Origin of the sequence: Cellulomonas sp. 73-92, from assembly GCF_001898175.1 — a bacterium.
Classification (GTDB): domain Bacteria; phylum Actinomycetota; class Actinomycetes; order Actinomycetales; family Cellulomonadaceae; genus Cellulomonas.
On sequence record NZ_MKTH01000008.1, the window covers coordinates 370,875 to 389,887 of the forward strand.

At 74.2% G+C, this 19,013-nt stretch carries 14 protein-coding genes, 1 tRNA gene and 1 pseudogene; 4 read left to right on the forward strand and 12 right to left on the reverse strand.

Translation table 11 applies throughout. From position 1 onward, the window contains the following. Positions 1–33: 33 nt before the first annotated feature. From BGO37_RS05250 to BGO37_RS05280, 7 genes and pseudogenes are all read right to left on the reverse strand, one after another. Positions 34–3,467, reverse strand: a pseudogene (locus tag BGO37_RS05250) (DNA-directed RNA polymerase subunit beta). 278 nt (positions 3,468–3,745) lie between these two features. Next, positions 3,746–4,138 (reverse strand): 50S ribosomal protein L7/L12, encoded by a 393-nt coding sequence (gene rplL / locus BGO37_RS05255; RefSeq protein ID WP_291752863.1) that lies wholly within the window; start codon positions 4,136–4,138, stop codon positions 3,746–3,748. A gap of 80 nt (positions 4,139–4,218) precedes the next feature. Then, entirely contained in the window at positions 4,219–4,743 is a 525-nt protein-coding gene (gene rplJ / locus BGO37_RS05260) for a 50S ribosomal protein L10 (RefSeq protein ID WP_291752864.1), read from the reverse strand. Between the two features lie 230 nt (positions 4,744–4,973). Beyond that, positions 4,974–7,577, reverse strand: coding sequence for a CHAT domain-containing protein (locus BGO37_RS05265; protein WP_291752867.1), 2,604 nt, complete (start codon positions 7,575–7,577; stop codon positions 4,974–4,976). Between the two features lie 3 nt (positions 7,578–7,580). Beyond that, entirely contained in the window at positions 7,581–8,087 is a 507-nt protein-coding gene (locus tag BGO37_RS05270; RefSeq protein WP_291752868.1) for a carboxypeptidase regulatory-like domain-containing protein, read from the reverse strand. Further along, positions 8,084–8,728: a sigma-70 family RNA polymerase sigma factor gene (locus BGO37_RS05275; protein WP_291752870.1), complete on the reverse strand. Its 645-nt coding sequence runs from the start codon at positions 8,726–8,728 to the stop codon at positions 8,084–8,086. Before BGO37_RS05275 ends, BGO37_RS05270 begins: the two co-directional genes overlap by 4 nt. Before the next feature lie 183 nt (positions 8,729–8,911). After that, a complete protein-coding gene (locus BGO37_RS05280; protein WP_291752872.1) occupies positions 8,912–11,515 on the reverse strand; it encodes a CHAT domain-containing protein in 2,604 nt (867 codons plus the stop codon). Between the two features lie 110 nt (positions 11,516–11,625). On the opposite strand from BGO37_RS05280, the gene BGO37_RS05285 reads away from it, so the two are divergent. The 4 genes from BGO37_RS05285 to BGO37_RS05300 all read left to right on the forward strand — a co-directional run bounded on the left by BGO37_RS05285 (position 11,626) and on the right by BGO37_RS05300 (position 16,213). After that, positions 11,626–12,969, forward strand: a complete 1,344-nt coding sequence (locus BGO37_RS05285; protein ID WP_291752873.1) for a S8/S53 family peptidase — start codon at positions 11,626–11,628, stop codon at positions 12,967–12,969. Between the two features lie 55 nt (positions 12,970–13,024). Then, positions 13,025–13,720, forward strand: coding sequence for a sigma-70 family RNA polymerase sigma factor (locus BGO37_RS05290; protein WP_291752874.1), 696 nt, complete (start codon positions 13,025–13,027; stop codon positions 13,718–13,720). A gap of 4 nt (positions 13,721–13,724) precedes the next feature. Continuing rightward, positions 13,725–14,210: a hypothetical protein gene (locus BGO37_RS05295; RefSeq protein ID WP_291752876.1), complete on the forward strand. Its 486-nt coding sequence runs from the start codon at positions 13,725–13,727 to the stop codon at positions 14,208–14,210. Between the two features lie 254 nt (positions 14,211–14,464). Further along, complete coding sequence (locus BGO37_RS05300; RefSeq protein ID WP_291752878.1) at positions 14,465–16,213, forward strand: peptidase S32; 1,749 nt, start codon at positions 14,465–14,467, stop codon at positions 16,211–16,213. Positions 16,214–16,420: 207 nt separating this feature from the next. On the opposite strand, the gene rplA is transcribed toward BGO37_RS05300, so the two are convergent. From rplA to BGO37_RS05325, 5 genes are all read right to left on the reverse strand, one after another. Then, positions 16,421–17,137, reverse strand: coding sequence for a 50S ribosomal protein L1 (gene rplA / locus BGO37_RS05305; RefSeq protein WP_291752879.1), 717 nt, complete (start codon positions 17,135–17,137; stop codon positions 16,421–16,423). Positions 17,138–17,202: 65 nt separating this feature from the next. Next, on the reverse strand, positions 17,203–17,637 hold the full coding sequence (gene rplK / locus BGO37_RS05310) for a 50S ribosomal protein L11 (protein ID WP_291752881.1): 435 nt from the start codon (positions 17,635–17,637) through the stop codon (positions 17,203–17,205). A gap of 77 nt (positions 17,638–17,714) precedes the next feature. Then, positions 17,715–18,497: a transcription termination/antitermination protein NusG gene (gene nusG, locus BGO37_RS05315; RefSeq protein WP_291752883.1), complete on the reverse strand. Its 783-nt coding sequence runs from the start codon at positions 18,495–18,497 to the stop codon at positions 17,715–17,717. 48 nt (positions 18,498–18,545) lie between these two features. Then, positions 18,546–18,833: a preprotein translocase subunit SecE gene (gene secE, locus BGO37_RS05320; RefSeq protein ID WP_291752885.1), complete on the reverse strand. Its 288-nt coding sequence runs from the start codon at positions 18,831–18,833 to the stop codon at positions 18,546–18,548. A gap of 56 nt (positions 18,834–18,889) precedes the next feature. Then, positions 18,890–18,962: transfer RNA gene (locus tag BGO37_RS05325), tRNA-Trp, on the reverse strand. Between the last annotated feature and the right edge of the window lie 51 nt (positions 18,963–19,013).

Sequence of the window (19,013 nt, forward strand, 5' to 3'; positions counted from 1 at the left end):
GGGGCGCGCTGGGCGCCCCGTCCGGGCTCGGCGTCAGATCTCTTCGACGCTGCTGGCGTTGGGCCGCCGGGACAGGTCGATGCCGAGCTCCTCCGCGGCGCGGTAGACCTCGTCGTCGTTCTCCTTCATGTCGATGGAGACACCGTCCGCGGACAGCACCTCGACGTTCAGGCAGAGCGACTGCATCTCCTTGAGCAGCACCTTGAACGACTCGGGGATGCCCGAGTCGGGGATGTTCTCGCCCTTGACGATGGCCTCGTAGACCTTGACGCGGCCGGGCACGTCGTCCGACTTGATCGTCAGCAGCTCCTGGAGCGTGTATGCGGCGCCGTACGCCTCGAGCGCCCACACCTCCATCTCGCCGAACCGCTGGCCACCGAACTGCGCCTTACCACCCAGCGGCTGCTGCGTGATCATCGAGTACGGACCGGTCGAGCGGGCGTGGATCTTGTCGTCCACGAGGTGGTGGAGCTTGAGGATGTACATGTAGCCGACCGACACCGGCTCCGGGAACGGCTCGCCGGAGCGGCCGTCGAACAGGCGCGCCTTGCCGTCGTGGCCGACGAGGCGCTCGCCGTCGCGGTTCGGCAGCGTCACCTTGAGGAGGTTGTTGAGGGTCTCCTCCTGCACACCGTCGAACACCGGGGTCGCGACGCGGCCGTCGTGCTCGGAGCGGTGGGCGATCTGCGGCACGTTCTTCAGCCACTCGGTGTCGCCCTGGGCGAGCGAGACGTCCCAGCCCTGCTTGGCGATCCACCCGAGGTGGACCTCCAGCACCTGGCCGACGTTCATGCGCCCGGGGACGCCCATCGGGTTGAGGACGATGTCGACCGGGGTGCCGTCGGGGAGGAACGGCATGTCCTCCTCGGGCAGGATGATCGAGATGACGCCCTTGTTGCCGTGGCGGCCGGCCAGCTTGTCGCCCGCGGTGATCTTGCGGCGCTGGGCGATGTAGACCCGCACCATCTCGTTCACGCCGGCGGGCAGCTCGTCGCCGTCCTCGCGGTTGAAGGTCCGCACCTCGATGACCGTGCCGGACTCGCCGTGCGGCACCTTGAGCGAGGTGTCGCGCACCTCGCGCGCCTTCTCGCCGAAGATCGCGCGCAGCAGCCGCTCCTCGGGGGTCAGCTCGGTCTCGCCCTTGGGGGTGACCTTGCCGACGAGGATGTCGCCCGCGTTCACCTCGGCGCCGATGCGCACGATGCCGCGTTCGTCGAGGTCCGCCAGCACCTCCTCGGAGACGTTCGGGATGTCCCGCGTGATCTCCTCGGGGCCCAGCTTGGTGTCGCGGGCGTCGACCTGGCGTCCTCGTAGTTGTGGCCCTCCCACGACATGAACGCGACGAGGAGGTTGCGGCCGAGGGCGAGCTCGCCCTCGTCGGTCGCCGGGCCGTCCGCCAGGACCGAGCCGACCTCGACCCGGTCGCCCTGGTCGACCAGCACGCGCTGGTTGTAGCTCGTGCCCTGGTTGGACCGGCGGAACTTCGCGACCCGGTAGGTCGACGTCGTCGCGTCGTCGTTGGCGACCGTGATGAGGTCCGCCGACACCTCGACGACCACACCCGGCTTCTCCGAGGTGATGACGTCGCCCGCGTCGACCGCGGCGCGCCACTCCATGCCCGTGCCGACGAACGGCGCCTCGGACCGGACCAGCGGCACCGCCTGGCGCTGCATGTTGGCGCCCATGAGGGCGCGGTTGGCGTCGTCGTGCTCGAGGAACGGGATGAGCGCGGTGGCGACCGAGACCATCTGCCGCGGCGAGACGTCCATGTAGTCGACGTCGACGCCGGGCACGTACTCGACGTCCCCGCCCTTGACGCGCACCAGGACGCGGTCCTCGGCGAACGAGCCGTCCGCGTTGAGGGCGGCGTTGGCCTGAGCGATGACGTGCCGGTCCTCGTCGTCCGCGGTGAGGTAGTCGACCTCGTCGGTCACCTTGCCCTTGGTGACCTTGCGGTAGGGCGTCTCGACGAAGCCGAACGGGTTGATGCGGCCGTAGGTCGCGAGCGAGCCGATGAGGCCGATGTTCGGACCCTCGGGGGTCTCGATCGGGCACATGCGGCCGTAGTGCGACGGGTGGACGTCACGGACCTCCATCCCGGCACGGTCCCGGGACAGGCCGCCGGGGCCGAGGGCCGACAGGCGCCGCTTGTGGGTCAGGCCAGCCAGCGGGTTGTTCTGGTCCATGAACTGCGACAGCTGGCTCGTCCCGAAGAACTCCTTGATGGAGGCGACGACGGGGCGGATGTTGATGAGCGTCTGCGGCGTGATCGCCTCGACGTCCTGCGTCGTCATCCGCTCGCGGACGACGCGCTCCATGCGGGACAGGCCGGTGCGCACCTGGTTCTGGATCAGCTCGCCGACCGCGCGGATGCGGCGGTTGCCGAAGTGGTCGATGTCGTCCGTCTCGATACGGACCTCGATCGCCTCGCCGTTGCGAACGCCGGCCATCGTCTGCAGGTCGATGTGGAGCGCCGCCAGGTACTTGATCGTGGCGATGATGTCGGCCTTGCTCAGCACCGAGTCGCCCAGCGGGGCGTCCAGGCCGAGCTTCTTGTTGACCTTGTAGCGGCCGACCTTCGCCAGGTCGTAGCGCTTGGAGTTGAAGTAGAAGTTGTCGAGCAGCGCCTGGCCGGCGTCGACCGTCGGCGGCTCGCCCGGGCGGATCTTGCGGTACAGGTCGAGGAGCGCCTCGTCCTGGCCCTGCACGTGGTCCTTGTCCAGGGTGTCGATGACCGCCGGGAAGTCCTTGAACTCCTCGCGGATCTCGCCGTCGGTCATGCCGAGCGCCTTGAGCAGCACGGTGGCGTTCTGCTTGCGCTTGCGGTCGACGCGGACGCCGACGTTGTCGCGCTTGTCGATCTCGAACTCCAGCCACGCGCCACGGCTGGGGATGATCTTGGCGGTGAGCACGTCCTTGTCGCTCGTCTTGTCGGCGATGCGCTCGAAGTACACGCCGGGCGACCGGACGAGCTGGGAGACGACGACGCGCTCCGTGCCGTTGATGATGAACGTGCCCTTGTCGGTCATGATCGGGAAGTCGCCCATGAACACCGTCTGGCTCTTGATCTCGCCGGTGGTGTAGTTGACGAACTCCGCCGTGACGAACAGCGGCATGGAGTAGGTGAAGTCCTTCTCCTTGCACTCGTCGACGGTGTACTTCGGCTCCTCGAAGCGGTGCTCCCGGAACGACAGGGACATCGACCCGCCGAAGTCCTCGATCGGCGAGATCTCCTCGAAGATCTCCTCGAGGCCGGCGGTGGCCGGGACGTCGTTGCGGCCGTTCACGAGGGCGGCCTCGACGCGGGCGCGCCAGCGGTCGTTGCCGAGCAGCCAGTCGAAGCTGTCGGTCTGCAGCCCGAGCAGGTCGGGGACCTCGAGGGGCTCGTGGATCCTGGCGAAGGAGATGCGGCGGGAGGCGGTGCGGGTGGCGACGGACGGTGCAGCAGAGGTGCGCGAGGCAGCCAAGAGGGGTCCTTCCCTGCGGATCGAGTGCGCGTGCACACGTGCGCCGCCCGGCGAGGGGCGACCCCCCGGCCTCTGAGCGGCCTGGCGTCGGGCACGAACGACGACAGACGAGCTCGGGTTATACGGGATCGCGGCACAGGTCAGCGCAAAGCGCTAGCCTACTCAGCTCCTCGCCGATCGCAAACCGCCTGGTCGGAGGGCCGCGGCACGACGAAGGCCCGCACCCCAGTGCCGGGGTGCGGGCCTTCGCGAGCGTCAGCGGTCACGGACCGCCGGGATCACTTGATGGTGACGGTGGCGCCGGCGCCCTCGAGGGCGGCCTTGGCCTTGTCGACCGCGTCCTTGTTGACACCCTCCAGGACGGGCTTGGGGGCGCCGTCGACGAGGTCCTTGGCCTCCTTGAGGCCAAGGCTCGTGAGGGCGCGCACCTCCTTGATGACCTGGATCTTCTTGTCGCCGACGGTCTCGAGGATGACGTCGAACGAGTCCTTCTCCTCGACCTCCTCGACCTCGGCGCCGGCGCCGCCGGCGGCCGGGGCGACCGCGACCGCGGCCGCGGCGGCGGCGGTGACCTCGAAGGTCTCCTCGAACGCCTTCACGAACTCGGAGAGCTCGATGAGCGTGAGCTCCTTGAACTGGTCGATCAGCTCGGCGGTGGTGAGCTTCGCCATGGTGGCGGTTCCTTCCGGGTTGGCCGCCGGCACCTGCCGGCGGACGTGCTGGGGGTTGTGGTGAACGGCCTGCGCGAAGCTCAGGCCGCAGTCTCTTCCTGCTTCACACGCAGCGCCTCGACGGTGCGAACCGCCTTGGACGCCGGCGCCGTGAACAGGTACGCGGCCTGGTAGAGCTTGGCCTTCATCGCGCCGGCCGCCTTGGCCAGCAGCACCTCGCGGGACTCGAGGTCCGCGAGCTTGGTGACGTCCGCCGCGGTCAGAGGACGCCCGTCGAGGACGCCCCCCTTGACGACCAGGGCGGGGTTCGCCTTGGCGAAGTCACGCAGACTCTTCGCGGCCGCGACCGGGTCACCGGTGACGAAGGCGATCGCCGACGGGCCCTTGAGCTCGTCGGCCAGCACCCCGAGGCCGGCTTCCTTGGCCGCGATAGCGGTCAGCGTGTTCTTCACCACGGCGTAGTTCGCGTTGCCGCGCAGCGCGGTCCGCAGCGCCTTGAGCTGCGCAACGGTCAGCCCGCGGTACTCGGTGAGCACCGCAGCGCTGGAGCCCTTGAACAGGGCAGTGAGCTCCGCAACGGCTGCGGCCTTGTCCGGCCTCGCCATGGCATTCCTTCCGATGGTGGTGCCACCGGTCCCCTGACGCACGAAGAGCCCCGGCGCAGGCGCGGGGCTCGGGGCACGGCGGCTCGCCGTGCGGAACTCTCACCTGCGTCGGCCTCCGCGTGAGCGGGACTTCGGGCGGCTGCCGCCCCCGGAGGGAGCCGCAGCCGACGACCGGCGGTCTTGGGCCTGCCAAGGGTACGGCACCGCGGGGGTGCCGCCAAAACGCGGCGCTACACCGGCGCCCCGAACGCGGTGAGCGGCACCGGGTCGCCCGTGACGTCCTCGCGCTCGGTGGTGGCCGCGACCAGCGCGGCGGCCACCGGGACGCCGGCGCGCAACAGCTCGTGGGTGCGCGTCATCACCCCGAGCGCCACCTCGTCGGGCAGCGGCGCGATGGCGGCGACGACGCAGGCGACGCCCGCGCGCAGCAGCACGCTGGCCAGGCCGAGCGCCTCTCCCCCGGCGCGGACCGTCGACCGCCCGACCTCGCAGGCCGAGAGCAGCACCAGGTGCGGCGGCCGGCCGGCCGCGTCGAGCTCGTGGGCGAACAGCGGGCCGTCGGCCAGGCGCACCGAGCTGAACAGCGGGTTCTCGGCCTCGTGCCGCCCGTGCGCCGCCAGGTGGACGATGCCGGGCGACGCCAGCAGGTCGGCGGTGCGGGCGGCGGTCGCCTCGGGGCCGACGACGGCCGTCCCGCCGGGCCACAGCCCGGCGACCTCGTGCGCCTCCCGCTCGGCGAGCGCCAGCCCGGGGCCGGCCACGGCCGTCACCCGGCGCGGGACGGCCGGGGCGGTGCCGGCGTGCGACAGCCAGTGGCGGACCGAGGGGGCGACCACCGTCGGCCGGCCCGCCCGGCCGGGCAGGAGCGCCCAGGGGGCGATGCCCAGCCAGCCACCGGCGACGACGACGAGCGTGCGCTCATCGTCGGGCAGCACGTCGGCGAAGCGGGTGCCCAGCAGCCCCAGCACGCGGGCCAGCGAGGTGCGCGCCACCGCGCGCAGGTCCGCCGGCACCAGCGGGTTGGCGAGGACCTCGAGGTCGGCGTGCGCCCGGCGGACGGCCTCCCGCACCGGCGCCGACGAGCCGAGCGGGGCCAGGCGGGCGCCCGAGCCGTCCATGCGCACCGCGACGAGCTCGCCGCGGTGCTCGACGAGGTCGAGGACCACCTCGTCGGGCCGCCGCCCGAGGGCCCGCCGCACCTCGGCCGCCCCACCCGCCCGGTCGTCGCCCTCCCGGCCGTTCTCGTTCCACGAGCGGGCGAGGATCTCGCGCTTGAGGCGGTCGATCTCGGCGACGATGCGGTCGCCGCTCGGGCCGCCGGCCGGGACGCCGCCGAGCGTGCCGAGCCGCTCGACGACGAGGTAGCGCAGCCGGGCCAGCAGCTCGGAGGCCACCGGGTCGAGGTGCGGCGCGAGCCGCGGGCTGCCGCCGATGGCGGCACGCACCCGCTCGGCGGCGTCGAGCACGGCCGCCGGACGGCCGGTGGCGATCGCGAGCTGCGCGTCGAGGTCGGCCAGCGCGGCGCCGTGGATGGCGCCCGCGGTGCGCAGGTCCAGCGAGCCGAACCGGGCCCGGTGCACGCGCAGCTCGTTCTGGCCCGCCCGGAGCTCGGCGAGGGCGGCGGCGCGCCGGCCCGCGGCCAGCTGCAGCAGGACGCGGACGCGCCGGGCCGCCAGACGGCCTCCGATCGAGGCGCCCCGCGGGATGGGCCCCAGCTCGAGGAGCGCGGCGTAGGGGTCGGCGATCGCCCCGCGGGCCAGGTCGGCCTCGATCCGCACGCACCGCGCGGCCGTCACCCACAGCGGGCGGCCGGCCGCACGGCACTGCTCCTCCAGCCGCGCGGCGCGGGCCGCCAGGGTCGTCCAGCGCCGGTGGGCGTCGCCGGCCGGCTGCCGGGCGAGGACCGCGGCGTCCGCCTGCAGCTCCAGCTGGGTGGCGCGCAGCACCCACGCCTCGTCGCCGCGCCGGCGGAACAGGCGCCGCGCTGCGGCCGCGTGCAGGCGCGCGGCCCCCGGGTCGCCGCGGAGCATGGCGCACTCCGCGCGGCCCAGCTCGCACTCCCCCACGTCGTGCGGCAGGCGCTGGGCGGAGAACAGGGCGGCGGCCTCGGCCAGGGTGCGGTCGGCCACCCCGACGAGGCCGGCCTCCAGGAGCACCTGCGCGCGGTCGAGGAGCGCGATGGGCCGCCGCCCGGGCAGCATCTCGGTGGCGGCCTCCATCCGGGCGAGTGCCTGCGGCAGCCGGCCGGCGTAGTACTCCAGGTGGCCGAGGTTGTGCTCGGCCTTGAACGCCAACCGGGCGAAGCCGGCGCCGGCCGCGCGGCGGGCGCACTCGCCGTAGTCGGCGCGGGCCTGCGGGAGGTGACGCAGCTCGCCGTGGACCACGCCGCGGTTGAGCAGCATCCGGCAGGCGTCCAGCGGCTCCGCGTCGGCGATGCGCGCCACGGCGCGGTCGAGCCACCGCAACGCCTCCTCGAGCCGGCCGGCGCGCAGCGCGAGCAGGCCGCGCAGCCCGAGCACGGCCGGCACCAGCCCGGGCCAGCCCGCGCCCGGACGCTGCTCGTCGGCCAGGCGGTCCAGCTCCGCCAGCGCCCGCTCGGCGCCGCCCCGCACCTCCGACTCGGAGCGCACCATCTCGATGAGCGCCCAGGCGCGCACCCGCACGACCGCGGGGTCGTCCGCGGCCTCCGGGAGCGCGGCGAGCACCGGCCGCAGCAGCCGGCGAGCCTGCGCGGGGTGGCCCTCGGCGTTCTCGTCCTCCGCCCGGCGCACGGCCGCGGCGAGCGCCGCGAGGTCGATGGCCCCCGGCGCCGCCCGCTCGCCGGAGCGGGCCATGGGCTAGAGCTCGACCTGCGGCGTGACGATCGGCACCGTCGGGTCGGACGGACGGCGCAGCACCAGCCGTGCCGGTCCCCGCTCGACGCCCTCGAAGGAGAAGCGCCCGTCGTCGTCCGACCTGGTGACGAGCGCGTCCCCGAACTGGTGCAGCTCCACGGTCAGCGGACCCGCCGGCGCCGCCCAGCCGTCGACGCGCACCCGGTCGCCCTCGTGGTGCACCGAGATCATGACGGTGAGCACGTCCGTGGTGAACGTGATGGTGTCGGCCTCGATGCTGGCCTCGTCGGCGCGGACGGAGGTGGCGAGGTCGCCGACGAGGTGCAGCCGCGCGACCTCGGCCTGCAGCGCCTCGACGGTCAGGGCGATGCCGATGCGGTCGACGAGGCCCTCGGGCACGGGGTCGCGGGCGTCCACGAGGGCGTCGAGGCGGCGGAGGATCTCCTCGTCGGTCGCGTCGATGGCGCCCGAGGCCACGAAGGCGAGGACGGAGTCGTCGGCGGCGGTCACCGGGCGCTCCACGAGGGGTCGGCGGCGAGGGCGAGCCGCAGCTTGGCGAGGCACCGGCCACGCGTCGGGCCGATGCTCCCGACCGGCATCCCCAGCGTGCGCGAGACCACCGAGTAGTCGGGGCGGTCGACCATCGCGACGAGGGACAGCAGCTGCCGGCACCGCTCGGAGAGGGCGCCGACGTGCCGCCACAGCGCGCGGTCGCGCTCGTCGCGCGCCACCGCGGCGTCCGGGGCCTCGTCGCTCGGCGCGGCGAGCCACTCGGTGACCTGCTCGTCCTGCTCGGTGCGGACCATCTCGTCGCGGCTGCGCCGCACGGCACGCCAGGCCGCGCGGCGGGCGGTGACCAGCAGCCACTGCAGCGTCGCGTCCGGGTCGCGGATGGTCTCGATGTCGCGCACCAGGGTCAGCCACACGTTCTGCACCAGGTCCTGCGCCTGCTCGTGGCCGGCGCCCTGCGCCCGCACGGTGCGCCACAGCAGCGGCGTGACGCTCCGCACGAGGCGGGCCAACGGCTCCCGGTCGCCGCTGCGGTAGGCGGCGACGGCGTGGGCGGCCTGGTGGGCCAGGCCCTGATCCTCGTCCTGGATGCCGGTCTCGACCGGGTCCGTCACCTCGTCGCTCATCATGGAACCCCTCACCCGAGCTCCTCGGCGGCCGGCCGACTCCCCGACAAGGTAAGGCGACCCTGACCGCCCCACAAGGGTGCGGCGCTCCTCCGGGTGCACGGACACTGCGGCCTCCCTCGCTGGTGGGGTCGCACCCTGAAGAGCGGCGCCGCGCCGACCTGATACCCCGGGTCGGTGTGACGTACGTCACAGCGGTCAGGCGGCGCCGTGGGCGGAGAACGTGCACCAGTTGACGAACCCGGCGGGGGTGCGGGCGTCGATCCCGCCGCGGGCCGCGTGCAGCGCCCGGGCCATGGTGTCCCCCGCGGCCAGGCGACGGTGCAGGCCCACCATGAGGTCGACGACCTCGACGTCGGGCACGGCGGCGATGTTGGCCACGACGCCGGCCGTCCCCCGGGCGAGCATCGCGCTGACGAAGCCGAGCACCTCGTCGCCCGCGTAGGCGACGTCCGCGCCCGAGTGGCAGGACGCGAGCACCAGGCGGCGCGGGGCGACGCCCGCGCGGTGCAGCTCCTGGACGGTCACGGCGCCGTCGGCGAGGACCAGCGAGGAGAACATCGGGTTGTCCGCGCGCGGCACGCCGTGGCACGCGAGGTGCGCCAGGTCGGCCGACGCCAGCGCCGCGGAGACGGGCGCGACGCGGCTGTCGGCGGCGCCGAACAGCCGCGCCCCCGGGTGCACGGCCGCGAGCGCGTCCACCTCCTCCTGGGCGCCGGCCAGCCCGGGGCCGGCGACGAGCACGGTCGCCCCGGGCCGCGGCGGCGTCGCCGTGCCCGCGGTGGCCAGCCACGCCGTCGCCGACGGGGCGAGCGAGACCGGGCCGTCGTGCAGCGCCGACCAGGGCACGCCGTGCAGCGGGCCGACCGGTGCGACGACCAGCTCGTCGTCCGGCCGCACGCCGAGGGGCGCGACGAGCACGTCGCGGAGCACCCGCAGCCGCGCCTCGGCGTTGACGCGGGCCGCCTGCGCCGCCGCCGACGAGCGGGGCGAGGCCAGGCGGCGCAGCGCGAACACGAGCGCCTGCAGGGGCTCCTCCACCGCGGCACGCGGGCCGAGGTCGACCACGCGCGCGCCGCGCAGGCGCACGACGACCGCGACGTACCGCCCCTCGCACAGGCCGGTCTCGACGAGCACGCGCCCGTCGAGCCCCGCGCGCAGCTGGGCGAGGCCGGGCGGCTCGGCCCACACCACCTGCGCACCGGACCGCGCCGTGGGCGGCACGCCCCCCCGTGGTGCCGGGCTCTCCCCCGCCGGCACGCTCCGGACCCCGCTCGCCGCGAGGCGCCACGGGGCGACCTCGGCTCGACCGTCGTCGGCGCCGTGCTCGGCCTCGACCACCGGGAGCCGGGCGAGCACCGCCGCCGCGCGGGTGCGCTCCATCCAGCGGAGGGTCTGCGCCGGCGTGCCGTCGCGCAGCAGCTCGGCCAGGCCGATCTCGCCCAGCTCGGCGCCGTGGCCCGAGGCCAGCGCGCGCAGCTCCATGGTCGGCAGCCTGTCGCGGTGCACGGCCAGGTCACGGAGCCCGGCGCCGGCCTGGCGCACCGCCGCCGCACCGTCGCCGTCGATCCGGGCCGCGGTGGCCAGCGACAGCCGGCCGCGCACGCGCAGCAGCAGGGGTCCGCGGGCGGCGATCCGGCCGGCGGCCGCCAGCGCGGTGCGGGCGGCCGCGGGACGGCCGGTGGCGAGCGCGGCGCGGCCGGCCACGAGGTAGGCGTGGGCCGCGTCGGCGAGGTCGCCGGACCGCTCGAACCGGCCCGCCGCCCGGCGGGCCGACGCGGCGTCGCTCCCGGCAGGCTCGCCGAGGCCGAGCCGCGCCTCCACCTCGACCAGCCGGGCACGGTCCGTCCACGCCGCGCGGCGCTGCGCGCCGGCGCGGGCCGCCACCTCCGCGGCGAGCTCGGCCGCCAGCCGCGGCTCGCCGGCGGCGAGGTGCAGCCGCGCCAACCGCACCTGCGCCTCGACCCACATGAGCCAGGTCCCCGCGGCGGCGAACTCGTCGACCCCGGAGCGGGCGGCGGCGATCGCCTCGGGGAGCAGGCGCAGGTCGGCCATGGCGTCGGCCAGCTCGATGTCGTACTCGCCGAGCGGGATCCCGGCACGCTCGTAGGCCGCCGCGACCTCGTCGAGCTCCGCCATGCCCTCGGCGAGCCGGCCCTGACGCACGACGATCCAGGCGTGCGTCTGGCGCGCCATCGCGGCGACCGCCGGTCCCTGCGCCGTCGCGACGGCGACGGCGCGCTCCGATGCCGCGAGCGCCGCGACGTACGCGCCGCGCGCGGCCAGCACCAGCGCCAGGTTGTTGGCGACCCGCAGCGCGACGCCCTCCGAGAGGAACGGGCGCTCGGCGAGGGCCCGGTACCTCGCCTCGGCCTCGCGGTGGCGCCCGGCGTTCTGGGCGATGACGGCGAGCTGGAGCTCCAGGCTGCTGTCGAGCCGCGCGCGCTCGTCCGTGGCACCGCCTCCCGCCCGGGCGAGCGCGGCCCGGGCGGCGGCGACGTCCCGCCGCGCCCCGGCGATGTCGCCGCGGTCCTGGCGGACCACGGCCCGGGTGGCGCGGATCTCCGCCTCCGCGAAGCGCAGCCCGTGCCGCACGGCCAGCCCGATCGCACGGTCGACGAGGCGCGAGGCGTCCGCCTGCTCCCAGCGGAACCGGTGGACGAGGGCCAGCGCCCGCAGCGCCAGCGCGAGCGCCTCGGGGTCCTTCGCCCGCTCCGCGAGCGCGATGACGCCGCGGACCTCCGCCTCCACGCCGGCCGGGTCGGACGAGGCCTTCTCACCGAGCCGCCGAGCGTGTATCACCAGGTCGTGGGCGCCCTCTGTTCCGAGGAGGGGGCGTGCGCCGTCGCTCACGGCCTCGACCACGCCACACCCCCGCCCGTCCAACGCGACTTTCGAAGGAGTCCCCTCGCATGAGCACCTCCGACGGTACCGGTCCCGTCTCCCCGGTCCCCGGTGACGAGCAGTCCCGCGCGCACGCGAAGGTGCGTCAGCAGGTCGCGGAGCTCGTGCGCACGCCCCGGGAGCCGGCGCTGCGGCGCCAGGTCGCCCGTTCGGTGCGCGACCGGTACCACGCCCGGACGGACCGCTGGGTCGGCACGGTCGCCGGGCACGGGACGGTCGAGACGCTCGTCGTCGAGCGCGAGATCATCGTCACGCGCCGCACGTGGGAGGACGAGGGCGCCCGGTCGTACCTCGAGATCCGCGGGCTGGAGCGCGTCCCCCTCGACGCCCCCGGCATCGACGACCGCATCGTCCTGCTCCGCGCGCGCGACGACCTCAGCGCCGACGAGCTCGACGACACCGTCGCCGAGCTGCGGCTGCGCGGCTTCGCCGCGTCGCAGAACCAGGTGCTGCCCTGCAACCCGGTCATCAAGAACCTCGGCGGCCCGGCGCTGGCACCGCCGCTGGCGCCGTTCGTGCCCGTCCCGGTGGAGCACGCGCCGCAGGTGGCGATCGTCGACACCGGCATCACCGCCCAGGCCCGGCACGACGGTTGGCTGGTCGACGTGCCGCGCCACGCCCACGGCAAGGACCCGAACGTCGACCCGCTGGACGTCGAGCCGCGGGACGGCTTCCTCGACCTGTGCGCCGGTCACGGCACGTTCGTCGCGGGCGTCGTCGCACGCGTGGCGCCGATGGCGACGATCCGGGTCTACCGCGCGCTGCTCGGCGGGGGCGTCGGCACGGAGATCGACGTCGCGACGGCCATCGTGCAGGCGGTCGAGGACGGCGCGGACATCGTCAACCTCTCGCTCGGCTCGGTGACGCTCTACGACCAGCCGTCGCTGGCGGTCGAGGCGGCGCTGGAGCGGATCGAGGAGATCGAGCGCGAGCAGGGCCGCGAGGTGCTCGTCGTCGCCGCGGCCGGCAACGGCGGGGACACCCGGCCGATGTGGCCGGCGGCGTTCCGCCAGGTGGTCTCGGTGGCGGGCCTGACCGCCGACCACCACGCCGCACCCTGGTCGAGCCACGGCTTCTGGGTGGACTGCTCGACGGTGGCCGAGGGCATCTGCGCGCCGTTCGTGCAGGGCAAGGAGTCGTACGAGTTCACCGCCGACCCCGACGACTTCCCGGCCGACTCGTTCGCCCTCTGGAGCGGCACCTCGTTCGCCGCGCCCCAGGTCGCCGGGAAGGTGGCCGCCCTCATGCACGAGCACGGCGTCGGCGCCCGCCGGGCGTACGCGCTGCTCCGCGCCACGGGCACGGCGGTCCCCGACTACGGGCGTGCGCTGCGGATCCTGCCCGGAGTGTGAGCAGGATGGGCGAAGCATGAGGACTTTGCGGGTGCGACGCGCGACGATACGACGCGTGACGCTCCGCCCGCCCCACGACACCGGGCCGGGGCCTGCGCCGGACGCCGGCCCGGCTCCGGCAGCGCCGGTCACCCCGGACACCTCGCTGACCGTGCTCGTCGCCGCGGCGCTGGTGGGCGACGAGACGGCCTGGGCCGAGATCGTGCGGCGGCACGTCGGGCTCGTCATGGCCCGCATCCGCCAGTTCCGCCTCGCGCCCGAGCAGGCGGAGGACGTGGCGCAGACCGTGTGGCTCAACCTGTACGAGCGCCTGGCGACCCTGCGCGAGCCCGAGGCGCTGCCCGGGTGGATCTCCACCACGACACGGCACGAGTGCATGCGCGTGGCGTCCGCCGGACGGCGCACCATCCCCGTCGACCCGAGCACCGGTGACTTCGACCTGCCGGCCGCGGACGACGACGACGGCCTGGCCGTCGAGCTGCTGCGGGCCGAGCGCCACCGGGCGCTGCGCGCCGGCCTGGCCGAGCTGCCCGACCACCAGCGACGGCTCCTGCTCCTGCTGAGCACGGACCCGCCGCCCACCTATCAAGAGGTCTCCGAGCGCCTGGGCATCCCGGTGGGCTCGATCGGCCCGACCCGGCAACGCGGGCTGGACCGGCTGCGACGCACCGACGCGCTGCGCGGGTACGTCGAGGCGAACACGGGAACGGCATTCGGCGCAGGGGGGCGCGATGTCCTGGCATGGGGATGACGGCGTGGACCGACCGCAGGGCCTGTGGGCCGACGACGAGGCGCTCGCGCGCGACCTGGGCACGGCCGTGGCGGAGGCGGAGCTGTACGACCGCGTCGAGTCGGCCGGCCTGCAGGCGTTCGGGATCCAGCGGGAGCTGCAGGCGTTGCGCGACGAGCTGGACCTGCTGCTCCTCGACCTCGTCCACGACTCGCGGGACGACGAGGCGCTCGTCGCCGTCCGCGACCGTTCCGGCGACTCGTCGCGCTCGCTCGTCTTCGAGGGCGACGGCGTCGGCGTCGAGGTGGAGCTGACCGACGACCGGGTCGAGGGCCAGCTGATCCCCGCCGGTCCCGGGCGCGTGACGCTCCAGGGACCCGACGGCCAGATCGCCGACGTCGCGACCGACGAGGTGGGCTACTTCCGGCTCGAGGTGCGCCCGCACGGGCCCGTCCGGCTCGTCTGCTCCCGCGCCGGCGGGGCGTGCGCCACCCAGTGGCTCACCTGGTAGCCGAGCCTCAGCTCCTCGTGACCATGTCGTGAGCTCGATGTATCACGGCGCCTGAGACCGTCCCTTCCCTGCTGTCCGGACGCTGCGTCCGTCGACGACCGGGCGGCCGGGTGCTCTCAGGGGGCGAGCACCCGGCCGCGACCTCCGGCCTCCGCCGCCACCGACCCGACGCCACCGGTGTGTGCGTGTATCTGTACGCCCGGCGCGCGCTCCTCGTTCGCGTCCGACCCCGGCCCGGGCAGGAGGAGCACGTCATGAGCGAGCAGGACGCGGGGTCCCTGACCCTCGACGACATCCGGCCCATCAAGCGCGCCGTCGAGGACGGGCTCCTCGCGCGGCCGGGCGTGGTCGGCGTCGACATCGCGGAGAAGCTCCGCGCAGGTCACGCGACGGGCCGGCTCGCCATCGTCGTCCACGTCGAGGTCAAGCGGTCGCTCGACGAGCTCGGCCCGGGCGAGGCCGTCCCGGGCGAGATCGAGGGCGTGCCCACCGACGTCGTCGTGCACCACGTCGGCCTGGAGCCGACCGTCGTCGCGCCCGAGGCGCCGCAGCGGGTGCGCCCGCTCGCCGGCGGCGTCTCCTTCGGCCCGCTCGACCCGGTCATCGCCCCGTCCGACGGCGGCGCCCGCCTCCGCTCGGTCAACGGGACGCTCGGGCTGATCGTCACCGAGCCCGGCACCGGCCGGACGATGGCCCTGACGAACTGGCACGTCGCCGCCGGTGACGGCCTGGAGGACGTCGGCAGCCCGTGGCTGCAGCCCGCGCTGGCCGACGAGGGGACGCCGACGGACCGGGTGGGCGCCCTCGCGCGCGGCGTGCTCACCGACCGCGTCGACGCCGCAGTGGTGGCGCTCGCGCCCGGCGTGCCGTGGTTCCCGGGGATCGTCGGCATCGGCGCCGTCACCGGCTGGGCCTACGCGCAGGTCGGCACGCACGTCCGCAAGCACGGCCGGACCACCGGGCTGACCTCGGGAGTCGTCGCCTCGGTCGACTTCACCACCGTGGTCGACTTCGGGCCGGGCACCGGCCGGCGCATCCTGCGCGACCAGCTGCGCATCGAGCCCGACGGGGGCGTCGAGCGCTTCTCCGCCGGCGGCGACTCCGGCTCGGTCGTCGTCGACGACGCCGGGCGCGTGCTGGGCCTGCACTGGAGCGGGGAGGACGACGGCACCTTCGCCGTCTCGTGCCCCATCGAGGCGGTGCTGGGCACGCTCGGGGTCGAGGTCGCGACGCCGGCGTCCGCGGCCGCCGCTGCCGCGCGACGGGCGGCGCGCGCCCGCGCGATCGCAGCGATCCGGCACGCCTCGCTGCTGCCGCCGATCGAGGCCGCCTACCTGGACGACGACCCGTGGGAGGCACCCCTCCGGTCGGCAGGCCCGGTCCGCGCCGACGGCCGCCCGGGGGTGCCGGCCCCCGCCGTGTTCCCGCTCCGTCGGACCGCGCCTGACCAGGCCACCGGGGCCGCCGATCGCTCCGCCGGGCCGTCCACGGAAGCGGACACCGAGCCGTTCACGGAGCCCTTCACGGAGCCCTTCACCGAGGCCTCGCCGCAGCCCTTCACCGAGGCCTCGTCCCAGCCGTCCACCGAGCCCTTCACCGAACCCTTCACGGAGCCCTTCACCGAGCCGTTCACCGAAGGCTCGTCCCAGCCGTTCACGGAGCCCTTCACCGAACCGTTCACCGAGCCGTTCACCGAACCCTTCACGGAGCCCTTCACGGAGCCCTTCACCGAGCCCTTCACGGAGGCGCTCCGGAGCGACCCCTTCACCGAACCCTTCACGGAACCCTTCACGGAACCGTTCACGGAGCCGTTCAGCGAGGGCGCGCAGCCCTTCACCGAGCCGTTCACCGAGCCGTTCTCGCAGCCCGGCGGGGTGTGGGCCGCCGACCCGCGGGTGCGTGGCGCTGCGCTGGCGGCGCTGCGGCAGCGCCAGGCGTTCTGGGCGGGCTGGCTCGCCGCCATGCGGCAGGTGGCCCGCAGACGAGGCCTGCGCAGGCACTAGACGGACGCGGTGCGAGCGCCCGACACCGCGGACGGAGCTCGGCGGTCCGGTCATGGGCTCGGCCGGACCGCCGACCCTTACGGGTCGGCACCGAGTCCGCGACGGCCGTCCGAGGCCACGAGCCGACGAAGCAGGCACGCCCGTCCCGGAACGCCGAAGGCCCGGTCCCCTCCGGGGCCGGGCCTTCGGTGATGCACGGAGCGACCGTCAGGCCGCGTCCTCCTCCGTGAGGTGACGCGTCTTGTTCTGGTCGAGCGGGATGCCGGGGCCGTTGGTGGTCGACACCGTCGCCTTGGTGATGTAGCGGCCCTTCGAGGCGGCCGGCTTGAGCCGGAGGATCTCGTCGAGCGCCGCGGCGTAGTTCTCCACCAGCTGGATGTCGGTGAACGACGTCTTGCCGATGATGAAGCACAGGTTCGCGTGCCGGTCGACGCGGAACTCGATCTTGCCGCCCTTGATGTCGGACACCGCCTTGGCGACGTCCATCGTCACGGTTCCGGTCTTCGGGTTCGGCATGAGGCCGCGGGGACCGAGGACCTTGCCGAGGCGGCCGACCTTGCCCATGAGGTCCGGCGTCGCCACCGCGGCGTCGAAGTCCGTGTAGCCGCCGGCGACCTTCTCGATCAGCTCGTCGCCGCCGACCTCGTCGGCACCGGCCGCGAGGGCCTGCTCGGCGCGCTCGCCGACCGCGAACACGATGACGCGGGCAGTCTTGCCCGTGCCGTTCGGCAGGTTGACCGTGCCGCGGACCATCTGGTCGGCCTTGCGCGGGTCGACGCCGAGCCGGAAGGCGACCTCGACGGTCGCCGCGTAGCTCGTCGTCGACGTCTCCTTGGCCAGGCGGACGGCCGCGAGCGGGGAGTAGAGCACCCCGGGCTCGATCTTCTTGAGCGCGTCCTCGTACTTCTTGCTGTGCTGCTTCACTGCTCTCTCCTTCTGCGGCAGTCGTGGTTGGCGGGCCGCACAGGGCCCTCCCACGGCGTCGGGGCTCAGGCCTCGACGCGGATCCCCATCGACCGGGCGGTCCCGGCGATGATCTTCTCGGCGGCGGCCAGGTCGTTGGCGTTGAGGTCGACGAGCTTCTGGCTCGCGATCTCCGTGACCTGGGCCTTGCTCAGCGTCGCCACCTTGACGGTGTGCGGCGTCGCGGAGCCCTTGGCGACGCCCGCGGCCTTCTTGATGAGCTCGGCGGCCGGCGGGGTCTTGGTGATGAAGGTGAACGAGCGGTCCTCGTAGACCGTGATCTCGACCGGGATGACGTTCCCGCGCTGGGCCTCGGTGGCCGCGTTGTACGCCTTGCAGAACTCCATGATGTTGACGCCGTGCTGACCGAGCGCCGGGCCGATCGGCGGGGCGGGGGTCGCGGCGCCGGCCTTGATCTGGAGCTTGATGAGGCCGGTGATCTTCTTCTTCTTGGGGGGCATGACGCCCTCCCTCCTGTTCATGGGCCCACGCCATGGGCGATGACCCGGTTGCAGCGCCCTCGCGGGCCGGACTCAGCTCAGATCTTGGAGACCTGGCTGAAGGACAGCTCGACCGGGGTCTCCCGGCCGAAGAGCGAGACGAGCACCTTGAGCTTCTGGCTCTCGGCGTTGATCTCGGAGATGGTGGCCGGCAGCGTGTCGAAGGGGCCGCCGTCCGTGACGGTGACCGACTCGCCGACGGTGAACTCGACCTCGACCGGCCGCGGGGCGGCCTTCGCCGCGGCCGCGGGGGTCTTCGGCGCCAGCGACGGGGCGAGCATCGAGAAGACCTCGGACTCCGTCAGCGGCACCGGCTGGTGCGTGTGGCCGACGAAGCCGGTGACGCCCGGCGTGTGGCGGACGGCGCCCCACGACTCGTCGGTCAGCTCCATGCGGACGAGGACGTAGCCGGGGATGCGGACGCGCTTGACGACCTTGCGCTGCGCGTTCTTGATCTCCACGACCTCCTCCATGGGGACCTCCACCTGGTAGATGAAGTCCTCCATGTTGAGGCTCTGGCGACGGTTCTCCAGGTTCGTCTTCACCCGGTTCTCGTAGCCGGCGTACGAGTGGACGACGTACCAGTCGCCCGGCTCGCTGCGCAGCCGTGCCTTGAAGGCGGCCTCGGGGTCCTCGTCGGGGTCGGGCTCCGCCTTGGCGACGGGCTCGACCTCCGCCTCGACCTCGGCCGTGGGCTCAGGCTCGTCGAAGCCGTCGTCGACGGGCTCCACGGTGCTGCCCTCGGCCGCCTCGATCGGCTCGAGGGCATCCTCGAGCTCGCCCTCGGCGCCCGGTGTGGGCTCCTGCGAATCCTGCGACACCTGTCTCCTGCTTCCTGACGTCTGGGGTGGACGACGAACGGGCGTGGGCTACTTGGCGCCGCCGAAGATCCACAGCATGAGCTGGCCGACGCCGACGTCCACCAGGGTGACGAACGCCATGATGATGACCACGAAGACGAGCACGACCACCACGTAGGTGGACAGCTCCTGCCTCGTCGGCCAGACGACCTTCTTCAGCTCGGCGACGACCTGCCGCCAGAACAGGGCGATCCGCGCGAACAGGCCCCGGCGCGCGCCCGCGTCACGGGTGCGCGGGGCGGTGCTCGAACGGCTGGCCCGCCCCTCGGACGGTGCCTCCGCGGCGCTCTCGCTCACGTACGGCCCTCTTCTGGTCGTTCTTCGTCGTGCCCGCGGTCGGGTGACCACGTGCGCAGGGCAGACAGGACTCGAACCTGCAACCTGCGGTTTTGGAGACCGCTGCGCTACCAATTGCGCCACTGCCCTACGGCCGGACGCCTCCGTGCCGACGGGGCGCCGATCCGGTGGATGGGCAGC

Bases quoted from the DNA above. Each gene is read 5' to 3' on its own strand.
- rplJ (WP_291752864.1), bottom strand. From the start codon at position 4,743: ATGGCGAGGCCGGACAAGGCCGCAGCCGTTGCGGAGCTCACTGCCCTG.
- BGO37_RS05300 (WP_291752878.1), top strand. From the start codon at position 14,465: ATGAGCGAGCAGGACGCGGGGTCCCTGACCCTCGACGACATCCGGCCC.
- rplK (WP_291752881.1), bottom strand. From the start codon at position 17,637: ATGCCCCCCAAGAAGAAGAAGATCACCGGCCTCATCAAGCTCCAGATC.
- BGO37_RS05285 (WP_291752873.1), top strand. From the start codon at position 11,626: ATGAGCACCTCCGACGGTACCGGTCCCGTCTCCCCGGTCCCCGGTGAC.
- rplL (WP_291752863.1), bottom strand. From the start codon at position 4,138: ATGGCGAAGCTCACCACCGCCGAGCTGATCGACCAGTTCAAGGAGCTC.
- BGO37_RS05265 (WP_291752867.1), bottom strand. From the start codon at position 7,577: ATGGCCCGCTCCGGCGAGCGGGCGGCGCCGGGGGCCATCGACCTCGCG.